This is a genomic window from Erwinia sp. S43 (assembly GCF_016624745.1).
GTDB classification, from domain to species: Bacteria; Pseudomonadota; Gammaproteobacteria; order Enterobacterales; family Enterobacteriaceae; genus Erwinia; species Erwinia coffeiphila.
In genome coordinates this window covers 390301-407212 of the sequence record NZ_JACVTX010000002.1, presented here as the reverse complement: position 1 = coordinate 407212, position 16912 = coordinate 390301, and the positions used below count along the sequence as shown (strand labels likewise).

At 55.1% G+C, this 16912-nt stretch carries 14 protein-coding genes; 7 read left to right on the top strand and 7 right to left on the bottom strand.

Going from position 1 to position 16912, the window contains the following annotated elements; all coding sequences use genetic code 11:
- The first annotated feature begins 14 nt into the window (after positions 1–14).
- Positions 15–857: a VOC family protein gene (locus IBT47_RS04080; protein ID WP_200559262.1), complete on the top strand. Its 843-nt coding sequence runs from the start codon at positions 15–17 to the stop codon at positions 855–857.
- 176 nt (positions 858–1033) lie between these two features.
- Here the strand turns inward: IBT47_RS04080 and IBT47_RS04075 are convergent, their stop codons facing one another.
- Positions 1034–2239 (bottom strand): LVIVD repeat-containing protein, encoded by a 1206-nt coding sequence (locus IBT47_RS04075; RefSeq protein ID WP_200559411.1) that lies wholly within the window; start codon positions 2237–2239, stop codon positions 1034–1036.
- A 49-nt stretch (positions 2240–2288) separates the two neighbouring features.
- Positions 2289–3353: a sugar ABC transporter substrate-binding protein gene (locus IBT47_RS04070; RefSeq protein WP_200545007.1), complete on the bottom strand. Its 1065-nt coding sequence runs from the start codon at positions 3351–3353 to the stop codon at positions 2289–2291.
- Positions 3354–3527: 174 nt separating this feature from the next.
- Here IBT47_RS04070 and IBT47_RS04065 point away from each other — a divergent pair, with 174 nt between their 5' ends.
- Both IBT47_RS04065 and IBT47_RS04060 read left to right on the top strand, forming a co-directional pair.
- Complete coding sequence (locus tag IBT47_RS04065) at positions 3528–4616, top strand: oxidoreductase (protein ID WP_200559261.1); 1089 nt, start codon at positions 3528–3530, stop codon at positions 4614–4616.
- A gap of 330 nt (positions 4617–4946) precedes the next feature.
- Entirely contained in the window at positions 4947–5843 is an 897-nt protein-coding gene (locus IBT47_RS04060) for a substrate-binding domain-containing protein (RefSeq protein WP_234471686.1), read from the top strand.
- 512 nt (positions 5844–6355) lie between these two features.
- Here IBT47_RS04060 and IBT47_RS04055 read toward each other — a convergent pair.
- A complete protein-coding gene (locus IBT47_RS04055; RefSeq protein WP_105591681.1) occupies positions 6356–7381 on the bottom strand; it encodes a RepB family plasmid replication initiator protein in 1026 nt (341 codons plus the stop codon).
- 774 nt (positions 7382–8155) lie between these two features.
- On the opposite strand from IBT47_RS04055, the gene IBT47_RS04050 reads away from it, so the two are divergent.
- Together IBT47_RS04050 and IBT47_RS04045 are read left to right on the top strand one after the other, a co-directional pair.
- Complete coding sequence (locus IBT47_RS04050; RefSeq protein ID WP_200559394.1) at positions 8156–9349, top strand: AAA family ATPase; 1194 nt, start codon at positions 8156–8158, stop codon at positions 9347–9349.
- A gap of 8 nt (positions 9350–9357) precedes the next feature.
- Positions 9358–10329, top strand: a complete 972-nt coding sequence (locus IBT47_RS04045) for a ParB family protein (protein ID WP_200559260.1) — start codon at positions 9358–9360, stop codon at positions 10327–10329.
- Between the two features lie 900 nt (positions 10330–11229).
- Here IBT47_RS04045 and IBT47_RS04040 read toward each other — a convergent pair.
- Positions 11230–11943, bottom strand: a complete 714-nt coding sequence (locus IBT47_RS04040) for an SDR family oxidoreductase (RefSeq protein WP_200559259.1) — start codon at positions 11941–11943, stop codon at positions 11230–11232.
- A gap of 106 nt (positions 11944–12049) precedes the next feature.
- Positions 12050–12952: a LysR family transcriptional regulator gene (locus IBT47_RS04035; RefSeq protein ID WP_200559258.1), complete on the bottom strand. Its 903-nt coding sequence runs from the start codon at positions 12950–12952 to the stop codon at positions 12050–12052.
- A 118-nt stretch (positions 12953–13070) separates the two neighbouring features.
- Here IBT47_RS04035 and IBT47_RS04030 point away from each other — a divergent pair, with 118 nt between their 5' ends.
- Positions 13071–14483: an MFS transporter gene (locus tag IBT47_RS04030; protein ID WP_200559257.1), complete on the top strand. Its 1413-nt coding sequence runs from the start codon at positions 13071–13073 to the stop codon at positions 14481–14483.
- A 4-nt stretch (positions 14484–14487) separates the two neighbouring features.
- Here IBT47_RS04030 and msrA read toward each other — a convergent pair whose 3' ends face one another.
- Positions 14488–15024 (bottom strand): peptide-methionine (S)-S-oxide reductase MsrA, encoded by a 537-nt coding sequence (gene msrA, locus IBT47_RS04025; RefSeq protein ID WP_105591676.1) that lies wholly within the window; start codon positions 15022–15024, stop codon positions 14488–14490.
- A 64-nt stretch (positions 15025–15088) separates the two neighbouring features.
- Entirely contained in the window at positions 15089–15334 is a 246-nt protein-coding gene (locus IBT47_RS04020; RefSeq protein WP_105591675.1) for a helix-turn-helix domain-containing protein, read from the bottom strand.
- A 243-nt stretch (positions 15335–15577) separates the two neighbouring features.
- Between IBT47_RS04020 and IBT47_RS04015 the strand changes: the two genes are divergently transcribed.
- Positions 15578–16900, top strand: a complete 1323-nt coding sequence (locus tag IBT47_RS04015; RefSeq protein WP_200559256.1) for an MmgE/PrpD family protein — start codon at positions 15578–15580, stop codon at positions 16898–16900.
- Positions 16901–16912: the final 12 nt, after the last annotated feature.

The window sequence follows — 16912 nt, the reverse complement described above, 5'->3', positions numbered from 1 at the left end:
AACAGGAGTGCTCTATGTCACAACCGCAACCCGCACTGGATCACGTGGTGATCAACGTCGGCCCACAGCTGGATGAGGCGGCAGCGCTGTTTCAGCGTCTCGGTTTCCAGCTTACCGCACGCGGCCACCACTCGCTGGGTTCAAGTAATCACCTGGCGATTTTCGACAATAACTACCTTGAACTGCTCGGTTATGAGCCGGATCGCGGCAATCTGCGCCGCGATCTGTGGCAATCGCCGATTGGCCTTTCCGGGCTGGTGTGGAAAACCAACGATGCCGATGCGGTGTACCAGCATCTGCAACAGCAGCAGCTGGCCGATACGCCACCGGGGTCGTTTTTCCGTCCGGTCACGCTGCCGGACGGCAGTGAGACGGAAGCCCGTTTTCGTACCGTCAGACTGCATGCCGATCGCGTACCGAACGGCCGCAGCTTCTTTTGCCAACATCTGACTCCAGACGCGGTCTGGCAGAAAGACTGGCAGGTACATTCGAACGGCGTCACGCAGATCCGTGAATTCGTTATCGCAGCAGATCATCCCGGACAGGCCGCCGAGGTTTATCTTCAGCTGTTCCCGTCCGTGGCGCTACAGGAAACGGAAAGCGGTGAGCGGATCATTGATGCGGGCGTGGCGCGGATACGCTTTGTTCCGACCGAGGCGGCGAAAGCCGAGTTCGGCACGCTGCCGGACGACTACAACGGTTCGGCCAGAATGGTGGCGCTAAGCCTGCACAGCACCTCGCTGGAACAGGTGAAAAACAGCCTGTCCCAAAGCGGTATTCCTTTCCATGAGGATCGGCAGGGCGTTCGCGTTGATGCCCGTCACGCATTCCAGCTGGCGCTGCGCTTTACGCAGTAAACCGAGGCGAAAAGGTCAGTACAGCGCCATGGGTCACACTGACCAGGCAGGTCAGGCAGGTCAGGCAGGTCAGGCAGGTCAGGCAGGTCAGGCAGGTCAGAGTCGCTTAAAACAGTCGTAAAAATAGCGGGCATTGGCCCGCTATTTAATTTTACCCGTCGGCAAAAAACCGGTGCTTAGCCGAGATACTCGATAATCGACAGACCGCCGTTATAGTCGGTGCTGTAGATAATGCCTGCGGCATCCACAAATACATCACACGATTGGATCACCTGCGGGCGTCCCGGCCTTGTATCCATCATTTTTTCCGGGGCGGCAGGCACCAGCGCACCGGTTTCCACCGGCTGATACGGATTGCTGATGTCGTAGGCACGCACGCCCGCATTCTGCCAGGTCGCGAAGATCAGCGATGAGCTGACAAAGCTTCCCGGGCGGTTTTCATGCAGGTTGTGGGGACCAAAGTGCGCCCCTTTCGCCACGTAGTCGATTTCACCCGGCTGCGGGAAGGTCGAGATACTGACCGGGTTGGACGGTTCGCGAATATCAAACAGCCAGATATGCTTTTCCCCGTCTTCCTGGTTATCCAGCACCGCTTCATCCAGCACCACCAGAAGATCGCGATCCGGCAGCGGCAGCGCGGTATGCGTTCCGCCACCGAACGGGGGGCTCCAGTTGCGATGGCTGATCAGCGTCGGCTGACTGCGGTCGCTAACGTCCAGCAGCGTCAGGCCGCCGTCGCGCCAGCTGCCGTAGGCGGTATCACCGCTGATAATCGCATGATGCAGCGCATAGCGTTTACCTTCCGGCCAGCCGGGCTGTTCGCCTTCTGCGGCGTTCATGCCCGGCAGCCACCAGCGGCCAGCCACTTCCGGCTTTTGCGGATTGGCGAGGTCGATGGTCAGGAAGATATAGTCGGTAAACCCGTCCAGCAGCGCGGAAACATACGCCCAGCGGCCGCCCACGTACCAGATGCGGTGAATACCAATACCGTTCAGCGGCAGGAAGCTGATTTCACGCGGGCGATCGGGGATGGAGATATCAAAAATGCGCAGACCGGCGCTCCAGCCCTTATCCTGCACATCGCTGACCGTCTCCCCCACCGAGCGGGTGTAATATACCTTCTCATCGGCAAAACGCACGTCGGCAAACAGGTCGCGGGCGTTGATCACCAGCAGCAGATCGTCATGCGCCTGAAGATGCACATTCCACGTTCCCGGCGGCGCAGCAATATAGCCTGCCGGCCGGGGGTTTTTCGCATCGCGGACATCAATAATCGAAAAACCAGAAGAAACCATATGGCCCACGTAGGCGTAGCCACGGTGAACCATGACCTGTACACCGTCCGGTCGCCCACCCTGGTCGCTGTGACCAATCAGGCGCATGTTCCGGCTGAATTCCGGGATCGGTAAACTGTCTGACACGCTGTCGTCCTTACTTTTTGTATTTCGCTTCCAGGGTAGCAAACCACGGTGCCACGAAGTCTTCGGTCTGGCCCCAGCCCGGGATGATCTTGCTCAGGCCCGCGACGTTAACCGGGCCAGGCTGGGCTGCCAGCAGCGCCTGTGGAATCGTGGTGGCTTTGAACTCGTAACTGTCCGGCGTGGCTTCACCCGCCAGCTTCAACGCCACCAGGCGCACGTTGGTGGCACCGATCAGTTTTGGATCGACCGCCGCAGTGACTTTCCACGGGCTGCCGGCTTCACGCATCAGCTGCAGGTCCTGGTTGGAAACGTCGATGCTGTAGAGTTTGATTTCGGTACGGCCATTCTCTTTCAGCGCTTTCATCGCCCCCTGGCTGAAGGCGTCCCAGGTTCCCCAGATCGCATCCACTTTGCCTTTCGGGTATTTGGCCAGCAGCGCTCCCACTTTATTGGCGGTATCACCCTGCACATCGGAGGAAACAGCACCGACGGACTCCAGCTCGTGGATACCCGGGTTTTCCTGCAGCAGCTGCTTATAAGCGGCCTGACGGCGTTCCATCGGCGGGAAACCGGCGACCCACAGTTTGATGATGTTGGCTTTACCGTTGTGATCCTGCACCAGCTGACCGAAGGAGAGTTTGGTCAGCGAGGCATCGTCCTGCTGGGTAACGGTCGCGCCCGGAATAGTGCCGTCAACGGAGGTATCAAACACCGACACCGCAATGCCGCTGTCGACAATCTTTTTAATCAGCGGTGCGGCATACGGCGCGCGCCCCTGTGACAGAATGATCCCGTCATACTTCTGGCTGATCGCCTGGTTGACGAAATCCTGGAATTTCGCGTCGTCACCGTTGGTTAAAAAAGTACTGACCTTAAAGCCCAGTGCTTTACCCTGCTGGATCGCGCCCTGTACAAACTGCGTGGTGTTATCGTCGGAACCGAGGTTACGGATCACGGCGATACGCACCGGGCCGTCATGGCTGGCAATTTTCTCCGGTACCGGAGTCGGCGTGGCGGCATGAACGGGCAGAGCGCTGGCAACTAACAGAGCCAGTACGGAAAAAATTGGTTTCATCGAAGATCCCTGTGGCAAAAAGTAAACTGGAGAATAAACGACACGATAAGTCACTTTTTCATGCCTGTAACTGACTGACAAAGAAGTAAAAGGAATAAGTAACTATAAAAAAAGTATTAGCCTGTGGCAAAGGCTCTACAGCAGGATAGAGGCAAAGAAACACTAAGGATTATCATGGACATTACTGCAATTCAGGTCGTTCCCGGCCCCGCTAACTACTATTCCCATCCCGGCGCACTGACGCGTCTGGCAGATTTCTATAGCGAAGAACAACTTTCACATGCCGTGTGGCTTTACGGCGAGCGCGCAATTCATGCCGCGCGACCTTTCCTGCCTGCGGCATTCTCACAGAACGGCGCGCGACACCTGCAATACGGCGGTCACTGTACCGACCCGGATCTTGCCGAGCTGGCACAGGCTGCCGGTGACGATCGCCAGGTGGTGATTGGCGTGGGCGGCGGCGCGCTGCTGGATACTGCCAAGGCGCTGGCCCGCCGTCTGAATCTGCCGTTCGTTGCCATTCCCACCATCGCCGCCACCTGCGCGGCCTGGACGCCGCTTTCAGTGTGGTACAACGCCGCCGGTCAGGCCTCGCACTATGAAATTTTCAATGATGCTAACCACCTGGTGCTGGTGGAACCGGAAATTCTGCTGCAGGCCCCGGTTGAGTATCTGCTGGCCGGGATCGGCGATACGCTGGCGAAGTGGTATGAAGCCGTGGTGCTGGCACCCGAACCCAAAAAACTGCCGCTGACTGTACGTCTGGGCATTGATACTGCTGCCACCCTGCGTGATGTGTTGCTGGGGCAGAGTGAAGCCGCGCTGGCTGACCAGCAGAAAGGCGTGCTGAGTCAGGATTTCATGGACGTGATTGACGCCATCATCGCCGGCGGCGGCATGGTAGGCGGCCTCGGCGAACGCTATACGCGTATCGCGGCGGCGCATGCTGTGCATAACGGTCTGACCATTCTGCCGCAGACGGCACGGTATCTGCACGGCACTAAAGTGGCCTACGGCATTCTCGTGCAGTGTGCGTTGTTGTCCGATGAAGCCGCAACGCGTCAGCTGATTGCGGCCTATCAGCGCTTCAATCTGCCAACCACGCTGGCGGCGCTGGGGGTGGACGTCAACGATCCGGCCCAGATCGATCCGGTCATCGCGCACACCCTGCGTCCGAAAGAATCGATCCATGCGCTGCCGATCCCCGTTACGCCGGACAGCCTGCGCGAAGCGTTCCTTCACGTTGAATCCTTAGGCCAGTAAAACGCAGAGTGGGCTCATCTCGACCCGGGGTGAGCCAGATATTTATCCACAGAATCGGGGGATAATTCAGTGAGTAACTGTATTAAACCTGAGAAGAAACACTTTGAAAAAACCATTAACGAATTGATAGCTGGTGGTTTTTTTAATTGGTGACTCGGCCAGAGGCCAAGGATCAGCGTGGCCGATTTTATCACCGATATTTCAGACCAATCCGGGAACCCTGCGTGACAATGTCACGAAAATCATGCTGCGCGATGGGGCATGGAGACAAAGGCATTTTTTGCTATTCTGTCAGCGCGACTTTCCCGTCAGAAGCCTAATGAGTAAACCATGATGAAGGACAGAACAGATATGGCGCAGTCCCGTGAAGATAAAACCAAAATTATCGGCGTGGTCAGCGATGAATTTACCAACCCCTACACCGTCACCCTGCTGAATGAGCTGAGCCGTCAGTTGAACCAGCGCGGCTGCGTTACGCTGCTGCTGAACGTTAACTCACGTGACGGCTTGCAGGCTGCGTTGAGCAGTGCAGCCCCGTTAAAGCCTGATGCGCTGATTTTCCTCTCTTCACTTTTCAGCGACGAGTTGCGTATTGCCGCCGATATTCTGCCACAGGTTCCGGCCATTTATATCGGCAGTGCCACACCAGACGCTACGGCAGACAGTATCGGCGTTGATGGGCACACCGCCGGTAAGCAGGTTGCCAGGCTGCTAAGTTCACAGGGCTATTCCCGTTTCGGCTATCTGCAGGCGCAGGACTCCGCACCGCTGCCACAACAGGAAGGCTACAGCGAAGGGCTGGCGGCAGCACATCAGTCCGTCAAACAGGTGCTGACCGCCGGAGGCTTCGATCGTGAACACGCCTGGCGCGCCACGCTGGCCTACCTGAAGCAAACCTGGGCTTCCGAACGTATCGATGCCCTGTTCTGTGATAACGACGAGCTGGCGTTTGGCGCACTGCAGGCAGTGCGTGACTTTGGCGAACGGGTTCACGTTGGCGTTGTTGGATCTGGCGACACCAGTGAAGCGCACTCCGCAACCTGGCATCTCACCAGTCTGTCACAGCGCAGCGATCTGCTGGTCGGCGAAGCGCTCAACCGCCTGCTGGATAACCACAGCGATCCGGAAGGCGCATGGCGTCACGGAGAACTGAAAGTCCGACATTCACATCTGAGCCGCGAGACCTTCAGTGAGCCCTCGCAGTGTGGCTGCGCCAGCCGTCATTGATCCGACGATGACAGCGCTACGATCCTTCCCATCCTGAAAAACAGCCCGGAGCCGATTCCGGGCTGTTTTTTTAATACCAAAAGCGATCCCGCCCAAAGATCCTTTCAACAACCACTGTAGTGAGAGGATCCACTTTGAATATCCACTGTAGAGAGAAGTCCGCTGAAATAACCACTGTGGAGAGTATTAACCACTATAGAGAGTGGTAACCACTGCAACGAGTAGATAACCACTGTGGTGAGAGCACTATCCACTGTGGTGAGTAACGGCGAAATAAAGTGGGTTTAAAGAGGTGGATACTTAAATGTTAGTAATCACTAACATGCCATATAACAAGGCATTACAGGTTAGTGGTCACCAGGGCGGCGCGGAATAACCACTGTAGAGAGTAACGCCACTCATTACAGTGGTTACCCTACTCTCTACAGTGGTGATTATTGATGGGAGGGAGGAAGATCACTCACTACAGTGGATAGTGAATTGACGATCTTCTCTCTACAGTGGTTAATTAATCAGGATTTGCGGCCCTTGCGGATCTTCTCCAGCAGCTCCAGCTCTTCACGGGAGAGCATCACCATCTCCCCTTCTTTCTCTGTGCTGTCCGGGATGTCATCAAACTCGTCTTCGCCAATGTCAGGCAGACTGAGCGGGATGTCCGCCGGGCGCAGCTTTGGCCGTCTGTAGTGGATAACAAAGTACACCACCTTGCCGCGCTTCACTTCGGTATAGTCGAGGTAGCCAATTTCTTTCAGCTGCTCCATCGCCTTACGCACCGTGGCATTCTGCGTGATCGTTCGCGAGGTCAGATTCAGCCTTGCCCGCAGGCGGGCCATAGAGATCGGTGCCGGTGACGGCGGCAGGCTTTCAATAAACGTATAGAGTGCCTGCGCGGACTCTTTACGCGAAAGTTCATTGATCGCCCTGAGCTGCAGCAGCACCTTTTTATCAAACTGATACAGCTCAAAGATCTTCGGATCGGCCTGGAGCGTTACCGAGTCATTTTTGGTGCTGTACTTCGCCGACTGAACCAGGTGAGTCACGTAGTACTCCCCTTCCTTGCTACTGAAAGCAATGGTGTTGGTCGCAATGCGCGTCAGAGACGCATCCAGACGGCTTCTGAGCCGCGCAGAGGACCTTACCGAGGGTATCCCACAGAGTTTGGCAAAATCGATGAACGGCAGCGTTACGCTGTCTCCCAGCACCTTGTATTTAGCAAACGCATGAATGATCCCGACCCAGGTCTTAAAATCGTTGTCCATATCCAGTCGGGCACCGGTGATCTTTATATTCTCATACCCTTCCGACTTGACGATCGACAGCTGCTTTAACTCTTCCGTGACGTCCATCGTCGACATCTGGTTCTTACGCCCGCGCGCGGTGGATTTCAGCGTGGGAACAAACAGCCCCAGCCGCATCAGTGCCACGGGCTGCACGGTATTGTTGGTGTTAGGCGTGAGGTTGATAACTTCGCCGGTGCGTTTATCCGTTTCACTGAAAGCGTCGGCTATCATTTTGTTTTCTGGATCTTTATCCGGCATTTTTCACATTCCGTAAACTCACAGGCGAGGATCGCGATTACTGGTTACAGTGGATACTAACACTCACTATAGCGGATGTTCTACTCGCTACAGAGGTTTTATTACTTATCACAGTGGTTAGTTTACTCACCACAGTGGATAACAACCCCCTCCAGGAGCAGGTGTGGCGCGGCCTGAGCGCATGCAGGGATCTTTATGGTTCTTATAAGGTTCTTTATGGATCTTGTTACTGGATCTAAGCAGTGGATAAAATTACGTTATTTCAGGTCTGAAAACTGTGGAAAAGATCCGGTAACTGCCGATCCAGATTTACCTGCTCACTTAACAACCCTTTACTGGCGCATTTCTGCACGAAAACAGACTTATCAGAGTTATTCACCGTGATTTTTACCCTTTCCTCACTACAGTGGTTTTGATCTACTCTCTTCAGCCGTTAACCGACTCTCTACAGCGGTTGTTTTACTCACCGTAGCGGTTATTTTACTCCTTACAGTGGATAACGATCGGGTCTGAGGCCAGACAGGACAAGGGCTGTGAGGGTGCGGGGATCTTCTTGGATCTATTTATGATCTATTCAGGATCTAATTATTGGATCTGGCCTGTGAATAACGGGGAAAAAATGCACAGTTCTGGTGTGAATATGAGTATAACAACGATCTTTTCTTTCAGTCATCCATTTAGAGATAAAAGCCACCTTTATGTTGATAATTATCTTCGTATGTAGGATTATTGATTTTAAGACGATAAGCTACATAAGTGGAGACATTGATGAATATGGATTCGCATCAGACTGAAAAGATCGCCCAGCGGGCAGGTAAAATGCTGACTTCTCTGACTGAACACATTCAGGCACAGAAAGAAGAAATGCGTGAGAACGAATACTTTCAGGTCTACGCCAAAGCCGCACTGGCAAAACTGCCTAAACTGACTCGTGCAAACGTTGATTACGCCGTCAGTGAAATGGAAGAAAGCGGTTATGCTTTTGACAAACGCGCTGCAGGATCGTCAACGAAGTATGCGATGACTATCCAGAATATTGTGGATATCTATCAGCACCGTGGCGTTCCTAAATACCGTGACCGTCATGCAGAAGCGCTGACCGTATTCGTCGGCAACCTGAAAGGCGGCGTGTCAAAAACCGTCTCCACCGTTTCTCTGGCACATGCGATGCGTGCTCACCCTCACCTTCTGTTTGAAGATCTGCGCATTCTGGTTATCGATCTCGATCCTCAGTCTTCAGCTACCATGTTCCTTAACCACACAAGGGCTGTGGGTATTGTGGAAACCACTTCCGCACAGGCGATGTTACAGAACGTCAGCCGTGAAGAGCTGCTGGAAGAATTTATCGTCAGCTCAGTCGTGCCCGGTGTCGATGTACTGCCCGCCTCGATTGACGATGCTTTCATTGCTTCCGGTTGGGAAGGTCTGTGTAGTGAACATCTGCCAGGCCAGAATCCGCACGCCGTTCTGCGGGAAAATGTCATCGACAAATTAAAGTCAGATTATGACTTTATTTTTGTTGATAGTGGACCCCATCTTGATGCGTTTCTGAAAAATGCCATTGCCGCTGCGGATCTGTTAATGACTCCGGTGCCACCGGCGCAGGTTGATTTTCACTCAACGCTTAAATACCTGACACGTTTGCCAGAGCTGGTCAGCATTATTGAATCCTCCGGCTGCGGTTGTCGCCTGCTCGGCAATATTGGTTTTATGTCCAAACTGTCTAACAAACCGGATCACAAAGTTTGTCATAGCCTGGCAAAAGAGATTTTCGGCGGCGATATGCTGGACGTTGCCCTTCCCCGCCTTGATGGCTTCGAACGCTGCGGCGAATCCTTCGATACCGTTATTTCTGCCAACCCGGCGACCTACATCGGCAGCAGCGAGGCGTTAAAAAATGCCCGTGCCGCAGCCGAAGACTTCGCCAAAGCGGTCTTTGATCGCATTGAATTTATTCGCATTAACTGAGGTGCCTGATGAACATTAAACGAAATACTATCGGGCGCACCTTCAGTGCGCCGGTATTAAACAGCGAACCGCAAGCAGAACCGGTCAAACAGATATTTACGCTGTCATCAGGCAAAAAAGCCGTTTTTACCCGCGTTACCGTTGCGGCAGCGGATGTCGCCAGCAAAACGTTCGTGGTTCAGGAAACCAACGGACGTGACCAGGCCGCGCTGACGCCTGAATCCCTTGAAGGAATTACCCGTACGCTGCGGCTACAGCAATTTTTCCCGGCGATTGGCGTGCGCAAAGGTGAGACGATTGAGATCCTTGATGGATCGCGCCGTCGTGCATCTGCCATTCTGTGTAACGTCGGGCTGGATGTACTGGTCACCGATGTACCGCTGACCGCTGCCGAAGCCCGGAACCTGGCGCAGGATATTCAGACCGCGCGCGAACACAACATTCGCGAAGTTGGCCTTCGTCTGCTGGCGCTGAAGGAAAGTGGACTGACTCAGAAAGAGATCGCCGAGGATGAGAACCTGTCACAGGCAAAAGTGACCCGTGCACTGCAGGCTGCCAGCGTTTCTGCTGAGCTGCTGTCCATTTTCCCGGTGCAGTCTGAGCTGACCTACGGCGATTACAAGAACCTGCTGGCTGCGGAAGAGATGCTGGCCACCATGGATATTTCCATACCCGAACTGCTGGATAATATTGGCAGTGCGGTAGAAAACATCCGCGCTCAGACATCTCTGGCTGAAGATGAAGTGAAGAATAAAATCATCGCGGAAATCAGAAAGGAAGCAGCCTTACTGGTGATGACCCCGGAGAAGGATAAGGTTATCACCACGCCGCTGTGGGACTTCAGCGACAAGAACCGCTATGCGCGTAAAAAGACGCGTGGACGCACCTTTAGCTATGAGTTCAATCGCCTGCCAACCGATCTGCAGAGTGCGATAGACAGCGCCATCGCTGCGGTACTGGCTAAGCATTTGAAGAACTGATTTTCATTCTTCCCTGCATCGGCAACTCCAGAGAGGGTCAATGATGCAGGGTGTTTCTACTGATTTCCCGTCATTGAATTTCACGCCTTTCTCCCCATCGATTTCACTATTAATTTGCTGTTTTTAAAGGAATTTCACTTTGAATTTCACGGTGAAATCTCCATGATTTCACTGCCTCAAACCTCAAACCTCAAACCTCAAACCTCAAACCTCAAAGAACAAAGAAGATAGAGCTGAGTATCAGGTATCAGGTATCAGGTTTTTAATATTGAGGTACTAAGTATCGAAAACCAAGAATTGAGCATCAAGCGTAAGGATTCAGGCGCAGATTTAATTATAAGTTCTTGCATGTAAAAACATAAAAATTAACTGCCTGACTGAGTAAGCGTATAGCTCCAGTAAACGAGTAAATCGTATTACGCCATGGCTTATCTTATGCCGCTCAGAACTCTTCCCGCATTGATAAATGTACCCCCTTGCAAGCTCCGAAGGATGGAAATATTAACGTTAAAAAAGCACTAGCGTGCATAGTAAATTGAGCGGGTTGAGCGAACATACTGAGGAGCTGAGGAGCTGAGGAGCTGAGGAGCTGAGGAGCTGAGGAGCTGAAGAGCTGAAGAGCTGAAGAGCTGAGGAGCTGAGGAGCTGAGGAGCTGGAGGGATAAGTTTGCGATCGCAGGAGGTATTATGCCGAAGAAAGAAGATAAAAAAGAGAACCGGAAGTAGGTTAAACCAACCGGAACTGCCTCCTGCCTGAGAGGTTGTCGTGGCTAAGCAGGGGGCAATATCCGGCTGGCTTTTAAGGGTTGAGAGCGCACAGTTCGTTCCAGTAGCTAAAGCGAATATGGCGCTTCAGTTCCCGGCTGAGGTTAAACAGATTCACGAATCCTCCTCTGTTGACTAGCGTTTAGCACTATCGCGACGCGGTCTGACAACCACGTCTGCAATCTGAGTGTCTTCTGAAACGTCAACCACCAGACGAACCGCCGCCGCAACGGATTCCGGCGTGCTGTAAGCCAGGGGATCGATAGCGGCAAAATCACCGGCACGCTCGCGGCTTTTGCGGTTCATTGGGGTGTCGGTCGGGCCTGGTGACACTGTCGCAACGCGCACGCCGTTTTCGCTCTCTTCAGTGCGCAGGGCATGGGCCAGGGCATTCAATGCAAATTTACTGGCCGAATAGACCGCGTGCCCGGCGAGTGCCAGCGTGCCGGAACCTGAATTGATAAACACCACCTGGCCCTGCTCTTTTCGCAGCAAAGGCAATGCCAGTCGGGTCAGTTCTGCAGGGGCAAAAAGGTTGATAGAAAACTGTTTCTGCCACTGCTCGGGAGTGGCCTGCTCCACGCTCAGCCTTTCCGAAATCGCCGCTGAATGAACCAGTACGGCAACAGATGACAGGCGATCGGTAAAGTTTTTCAGAGCCTGATTATCGAGAAGGTCCAGCTCTACGGCTTCGATATGCTGGATTTGCTGTAGCTCAGCCAGCGCTTCAGCCGAGCGCCCGATGGCGTAAACCTGATGGTCGGTTGCCAGATCGCGCGCGATGGCCAGGCCGATACCACTGGTAGCTCCGGTGACAATCGCCACCGGACGGGAAGATGCAGTCGTCATATTCACTCCTTGTCATAAATGACAGTGACGCTACCATTCACACCGGCTCAGAGCGAGAGACTTATTCTGCTTTGGATACCCGCCAGGCGGGAATGATATTGCCCGCTCAGCACGGGCTAAAACCGGCGACCAGCGTATCGATCGCCAGCCGTAGACGCTGTGGCATTGCGGCGGTTTTTAACCATACCGCAGAGATGGGTAGCCCTTGAGCCTGGCTCTGCGGAAGCAGCTCAATCAGTTCACCATCACGGATATGTTCACCGACCAGCCACTGCGGCAGCTGCGCAATCCCGTATCCGTCCAGTACCGCACGGTAAACTGCGCTCAGCGTGCTAAACCGCAGGCCCTCTTCGGGCTGCCACCAGAACGGTTTTCCGTCGCTGTCTTTTAGGATCCACGACTGGGTACGTCCCTGCTCCGGCAGCGTAATATGCCGATGTTTTGCCAGTTCGCTGAGCGAGGCCGGTATGCCAGAGGCCTGAAGATAGTCCGGTGAGGCACACAGCTGCATCTGCTGTACCCCAAGCTGGCGGGAAGTGAGATCGCTGTGATGACCGGGGCTGCCGATGCGCACAGCCAGATCGATTCCCGATTCTGCAAGGTCCACTCGCCGGGTGGAAAAGTGCATATCAAGCGTGAGTCCGGGCCAGCGACGCGTCAGCGGCAGCAGCAGCGGCATCACCTGCTTCTCGCCAAACAGCGGCGGAGCGGCGACCCGCAGGCAGCCGGTGGGGACGGAGGCGTGCGCGGTGAGTCGGTTTTCTGCGGCATCAAGATCGGCAAGGATACGCAGACAGTCCTGATAAAATCGCTGACCCTCGCTGGTTAACGACAGCGTGCGCGTGGTGCGTAAAAAGAGCTTAACCTGCAATCGCGCTTCGAGCCGGGCTATTGCCTTGCCTACCGTGGACCGCGACTGACCAAGCTGCTCTGCCGCCAGGCTGAATCCGCCCGCCTGTGCCGCCTGTACAAACGCCCTGATACCACTGAGTCTGTCTCCGGGGATCATGGTCACCTCTGGGTTATGGACGACATCAATTCGCCAGTATGACGAATTATCAGCGCAGATGGCGAAAAAAATACACGTTAACCTTGTGCTGACCGATTTCGCTTCACAGGAACGCACAATGACCGATCGAATAAACCATACGCCCCGACAACAGATTGGATTAATCACCGGGATCTGCATCGCCAGCTTCGCCGGCTGTCTTGACTTCACTATTGTTAATACCGCTCTGCCCGCCATCCAGCAGCATTTCCCTGCCGGGCTTGACGGTGTGCAGTGGGTGATGACGCTGTTCGTGATTGCGCTCTGCTGCTGTATGGTACTGGCCACCAGACTGGCCGATCGCTATGGGAAACGCGAAGTGCTGTACGGCGGCATGCTGTTGTTCACCCTGGCTTCACTGAGTGCCGGGCTGGCAGTCAGTCTGCCGATGCTGGTCGTCAGCCGGTTGATTCAGGGAGCCGGTTGCGCGGTGCTGTATACCGCAACGGCGGCGATACTGGTTGAGTCGATAGCAGAATCACAGCGCGGGCGGGCGCTGGGTCTGCTGTTTGCCGCCAACGGATTGGGTCTGACGCTAGGGCCGGTTGCGGGCGGCGGGCTGGTTGCGGGCGGCGGGCTGGTTGAGCTGCTGGGCTGGCGGGCGGTGTTTCTGATCAATGTTCCACTGATGGCGTTCAGTTATTTTTGCTGTTTAGGAAAGATAGCCGTGAAGCCGGGTTCGAAAACCCAGTCTGTCGATTATCCGGGCTGGATAATGCTGATCGGCGTACTGCTCCCGCTCCTGTTGCTGACGGTCTATATCAGTCACTGGGGGCTGTTCAGCCCTGCTTCGTTGCTGCTGCTGGCGGTCTCACTCATATCGCTGTTGCTGTTTAACCGCTATGAGCGCCGGGCTACCAGTCCTCTCATTCAGCTGGGTGTTCTCAGGAATCGACTGTTCCGCCGCGCCTGCGGGCTTTCCATTCTGCTGGCAGTGTTCTACTGCTCTGCCTTCCTGCTGATGCCGTTTAAGCTGCTGGAACTGTATTCACTGAGCGCGGCGCAGCTGGGCGTGATGCTGCTGCCGGTGACGCTGGTGATGGCACTGGTCTCACCGCTGACGGGAAAGTTAAGCGACCGCTTCGGCCCGTGGCCGGTGCTGGCGGCGGGATTTGTTATGCTGGCATTGTCGGGGATTTTGCAAAGTCGATTATCCGCACCGCCGTCGCTCTCGATGACCGTTGTGGCCTTTGTGCTGATGGGCGCGGGCTGGGGCGCAATCCTCGGGCCATCCGTTGCTGCCGCACTGGCTGCGCTGCCTGAGGCGTTGCACGGTCAGGGAATAGGGATTTCATGGACGCTGCACAATCTTGGCGGGGCGCTGGGTTTAACGATCGCCACGCAGATCTATCAACGACTGGGAACGGAAACCGGTTACAGCTGGGTCATGGTTATTTTGGCGCTGTTGTCACTACTGGGGGCGGGGCTGGCATTTGTTTCATGGCGCAGCACCCGCCGGAAACTGGCTGATGCTGCTACCGGTGCTGAGTAGGAACTCAACCGGAGATAGTTTTCGCCGCAAAGCGCTTACGTAATTTTTGCAGCTTAGGCGGGATCACGGCCAGGCAGTAGCGGTTTTCCTGGCCTTCACCGGCCCAGTAGTCCTGATGATAATCCTCTGCCGGATACCATGGCGCGTCATCTTCAATCGTGGTGACGATGGGATCGCTGTGATCGGCCTGCGCACGGACAATCGCGGCGCGGGCTTCTTCTTCCTGAGCCGGGTTCGTCGGGAAGATAGCAGAACGATACTGCGTGCCGATATCGTTACCCTGGCGGTTCAGCTGGGTTGGATCGTGTGTGGCAAAGCTGATATCCAGCAAATCGCCATAGCTGATCTGCTGCGGGTCAAAGCCAATACGGATGGCTTCGGCATGGCCGGTGTCGCCATTGCACACCTGACGATAGGTCGGGTCGACCGTATGGCCGCCAATATAGCCGCTCTCAATAGATTCGACGCCAGCGATCTGTTTAAACACGGCTTCGGTACACCAGAAACAGCCGCCTGCGATAGTTGCGTATTCAGTTGCCATTATTTTACTCCTTCAGGGAAATCCCCGTTTATCAGCCTTTCTATATAAGAGCAGCCAGCGTCATTTACAAGTCAGCGGCCACGCTTTTTTCACTCAGCCTGGCCGACTGGGGAAAAATCTCCAGCTGCAGATGTAATGCATTGCAGGCTCGCAGCAGGGTATCAATATGACACACCCCGGTTTTTTCCAGGCGGGAAATAGCCGACTGCGTGGTGCCACAGATCTCGGCCAGATGCTGCTGGTTGATGCCCTGTGCACTGCGAACACTGCGGATAACGATGCCAAAGTCGGCGGGCGTTCTGATTTTCATTCGCACTCATCCTGCTGTGGGTGAGTACACATTATAGCAGTGATGCGATAAAGCGAATTTATAGCAGTACCGCTATATAGAGTGAATAATCGTAAAAAGATAGCCATTACGGGCTTTCTGCTTAGTTCATTTAGGAATGGGTTATAACGGTTGGTTATTGGCTGTGGTGCGGTGAAGCAAAGAAAATGGAGCTAATTTATAACATATTGATTTATGTCAATACAGTGTTAAGAAAGGTGTATTTTGAATAACTCACTGACCGCACTGCTGGCCGAAACGCTTCTCTCCCGCCATCCCGGAGACGCGGAGCGGCAAAACGCCCGTGAAGGCGCGAAGGATTATTTTGCCTGCCTGTTCCCGGTACTGTACGGCAGCGTGGTCGACAGCGGACTTGAGCCGGTTATCCGGGTCTTCCCCGCGCTGCATTCAAAGGAAAACCTGGCTCTGCAGCTGGGCTACATCAGCCACGCGCTGGATTTCGACGACTATCATCCTGCTTTTCGTGGCCATCCGACCACGGTCGTGCTGTCAACGCTGCTGGCGCTGAGCAAGGCCTCCCCGACGGTGAGTATTGATGCCTTCCTCGATGCCTATGTGGTGGGCGTCGAGCTGGCGGGCAGACTGGGTAAAGCCATCGGCACTCGGCACTACAGCGCCGGTTTCCACAGCACCGGTACCCTCGGCACCATTGCCGCCGCCGGTGCGGCCTGTCGCCTGCTGAACCTGAGCGTCCGCACCACGCAGATTGCCCTCGGCCTGGCGGTTACTCAGGCTTCCGGTTTACGCAGCCAGTTTGGCTCTGCGGCAAAGCCGCTGCACGCCGGACTGTCGGCGCGCAGCGCGGTGAACAGCGTGCAGCTGGCTCAGGCTGGTTTTGGCGGTCAGCCGGATGGCGTGCTGGAAAGCTTCCTGCAGATCCTGGGTTTCGATGCCGCACAGCCGGAACAGCTGCTGGCGGAGTGGGGCAATCCGTGGCGCATTATCGCGCCGGGCCTGGAATTTAAACGCTATCCCACCTGCGGCGGCACGCACAGTGCGGCTGAAGCGGCGTTCGTTTTGCGTCAGCAGCTGGAGGAAAGAGGGCAGGGCGCTGTCGCTCAGATCATTGACCACATTGAGGTCAGCTTCCCTCCGGGGGCCGATACCGCGCCGAATATCATCGCACCGAAAAACGGCGTGGAAGCGCGCTTCAGCCTGGAGTATGTCATTGCCGATGCACTGATCAACGGATCGGTGGCGCTGGAAAACTACACCGAAGCGCCGGTAAAGGCCGATATCGCCGAACTGGCGGCGCGCGTCAGTCGCCACCCGGACCCGACGGCACCTGCCGATGAGCTGGACCCCGATCGCCGTTTCCATCGTGTGACGCTGTTTCTTAACGATGGCAGCCAGCTCAGCCACTGCGTCACCCGGCAGGAAACCGCTGCCGCCTATACCGACGTGGAGGCAAAACTCCGCAACAGTCTCAGCGCGCTGCCTGCGCTTCTGGCGCAGGGCGTGTTTAACGATGCACAGCTTGGCAGCGACGCCGCACTGCATCGTCTCATTTCATTGCTCAGCAAATAACGAATAAGGGTT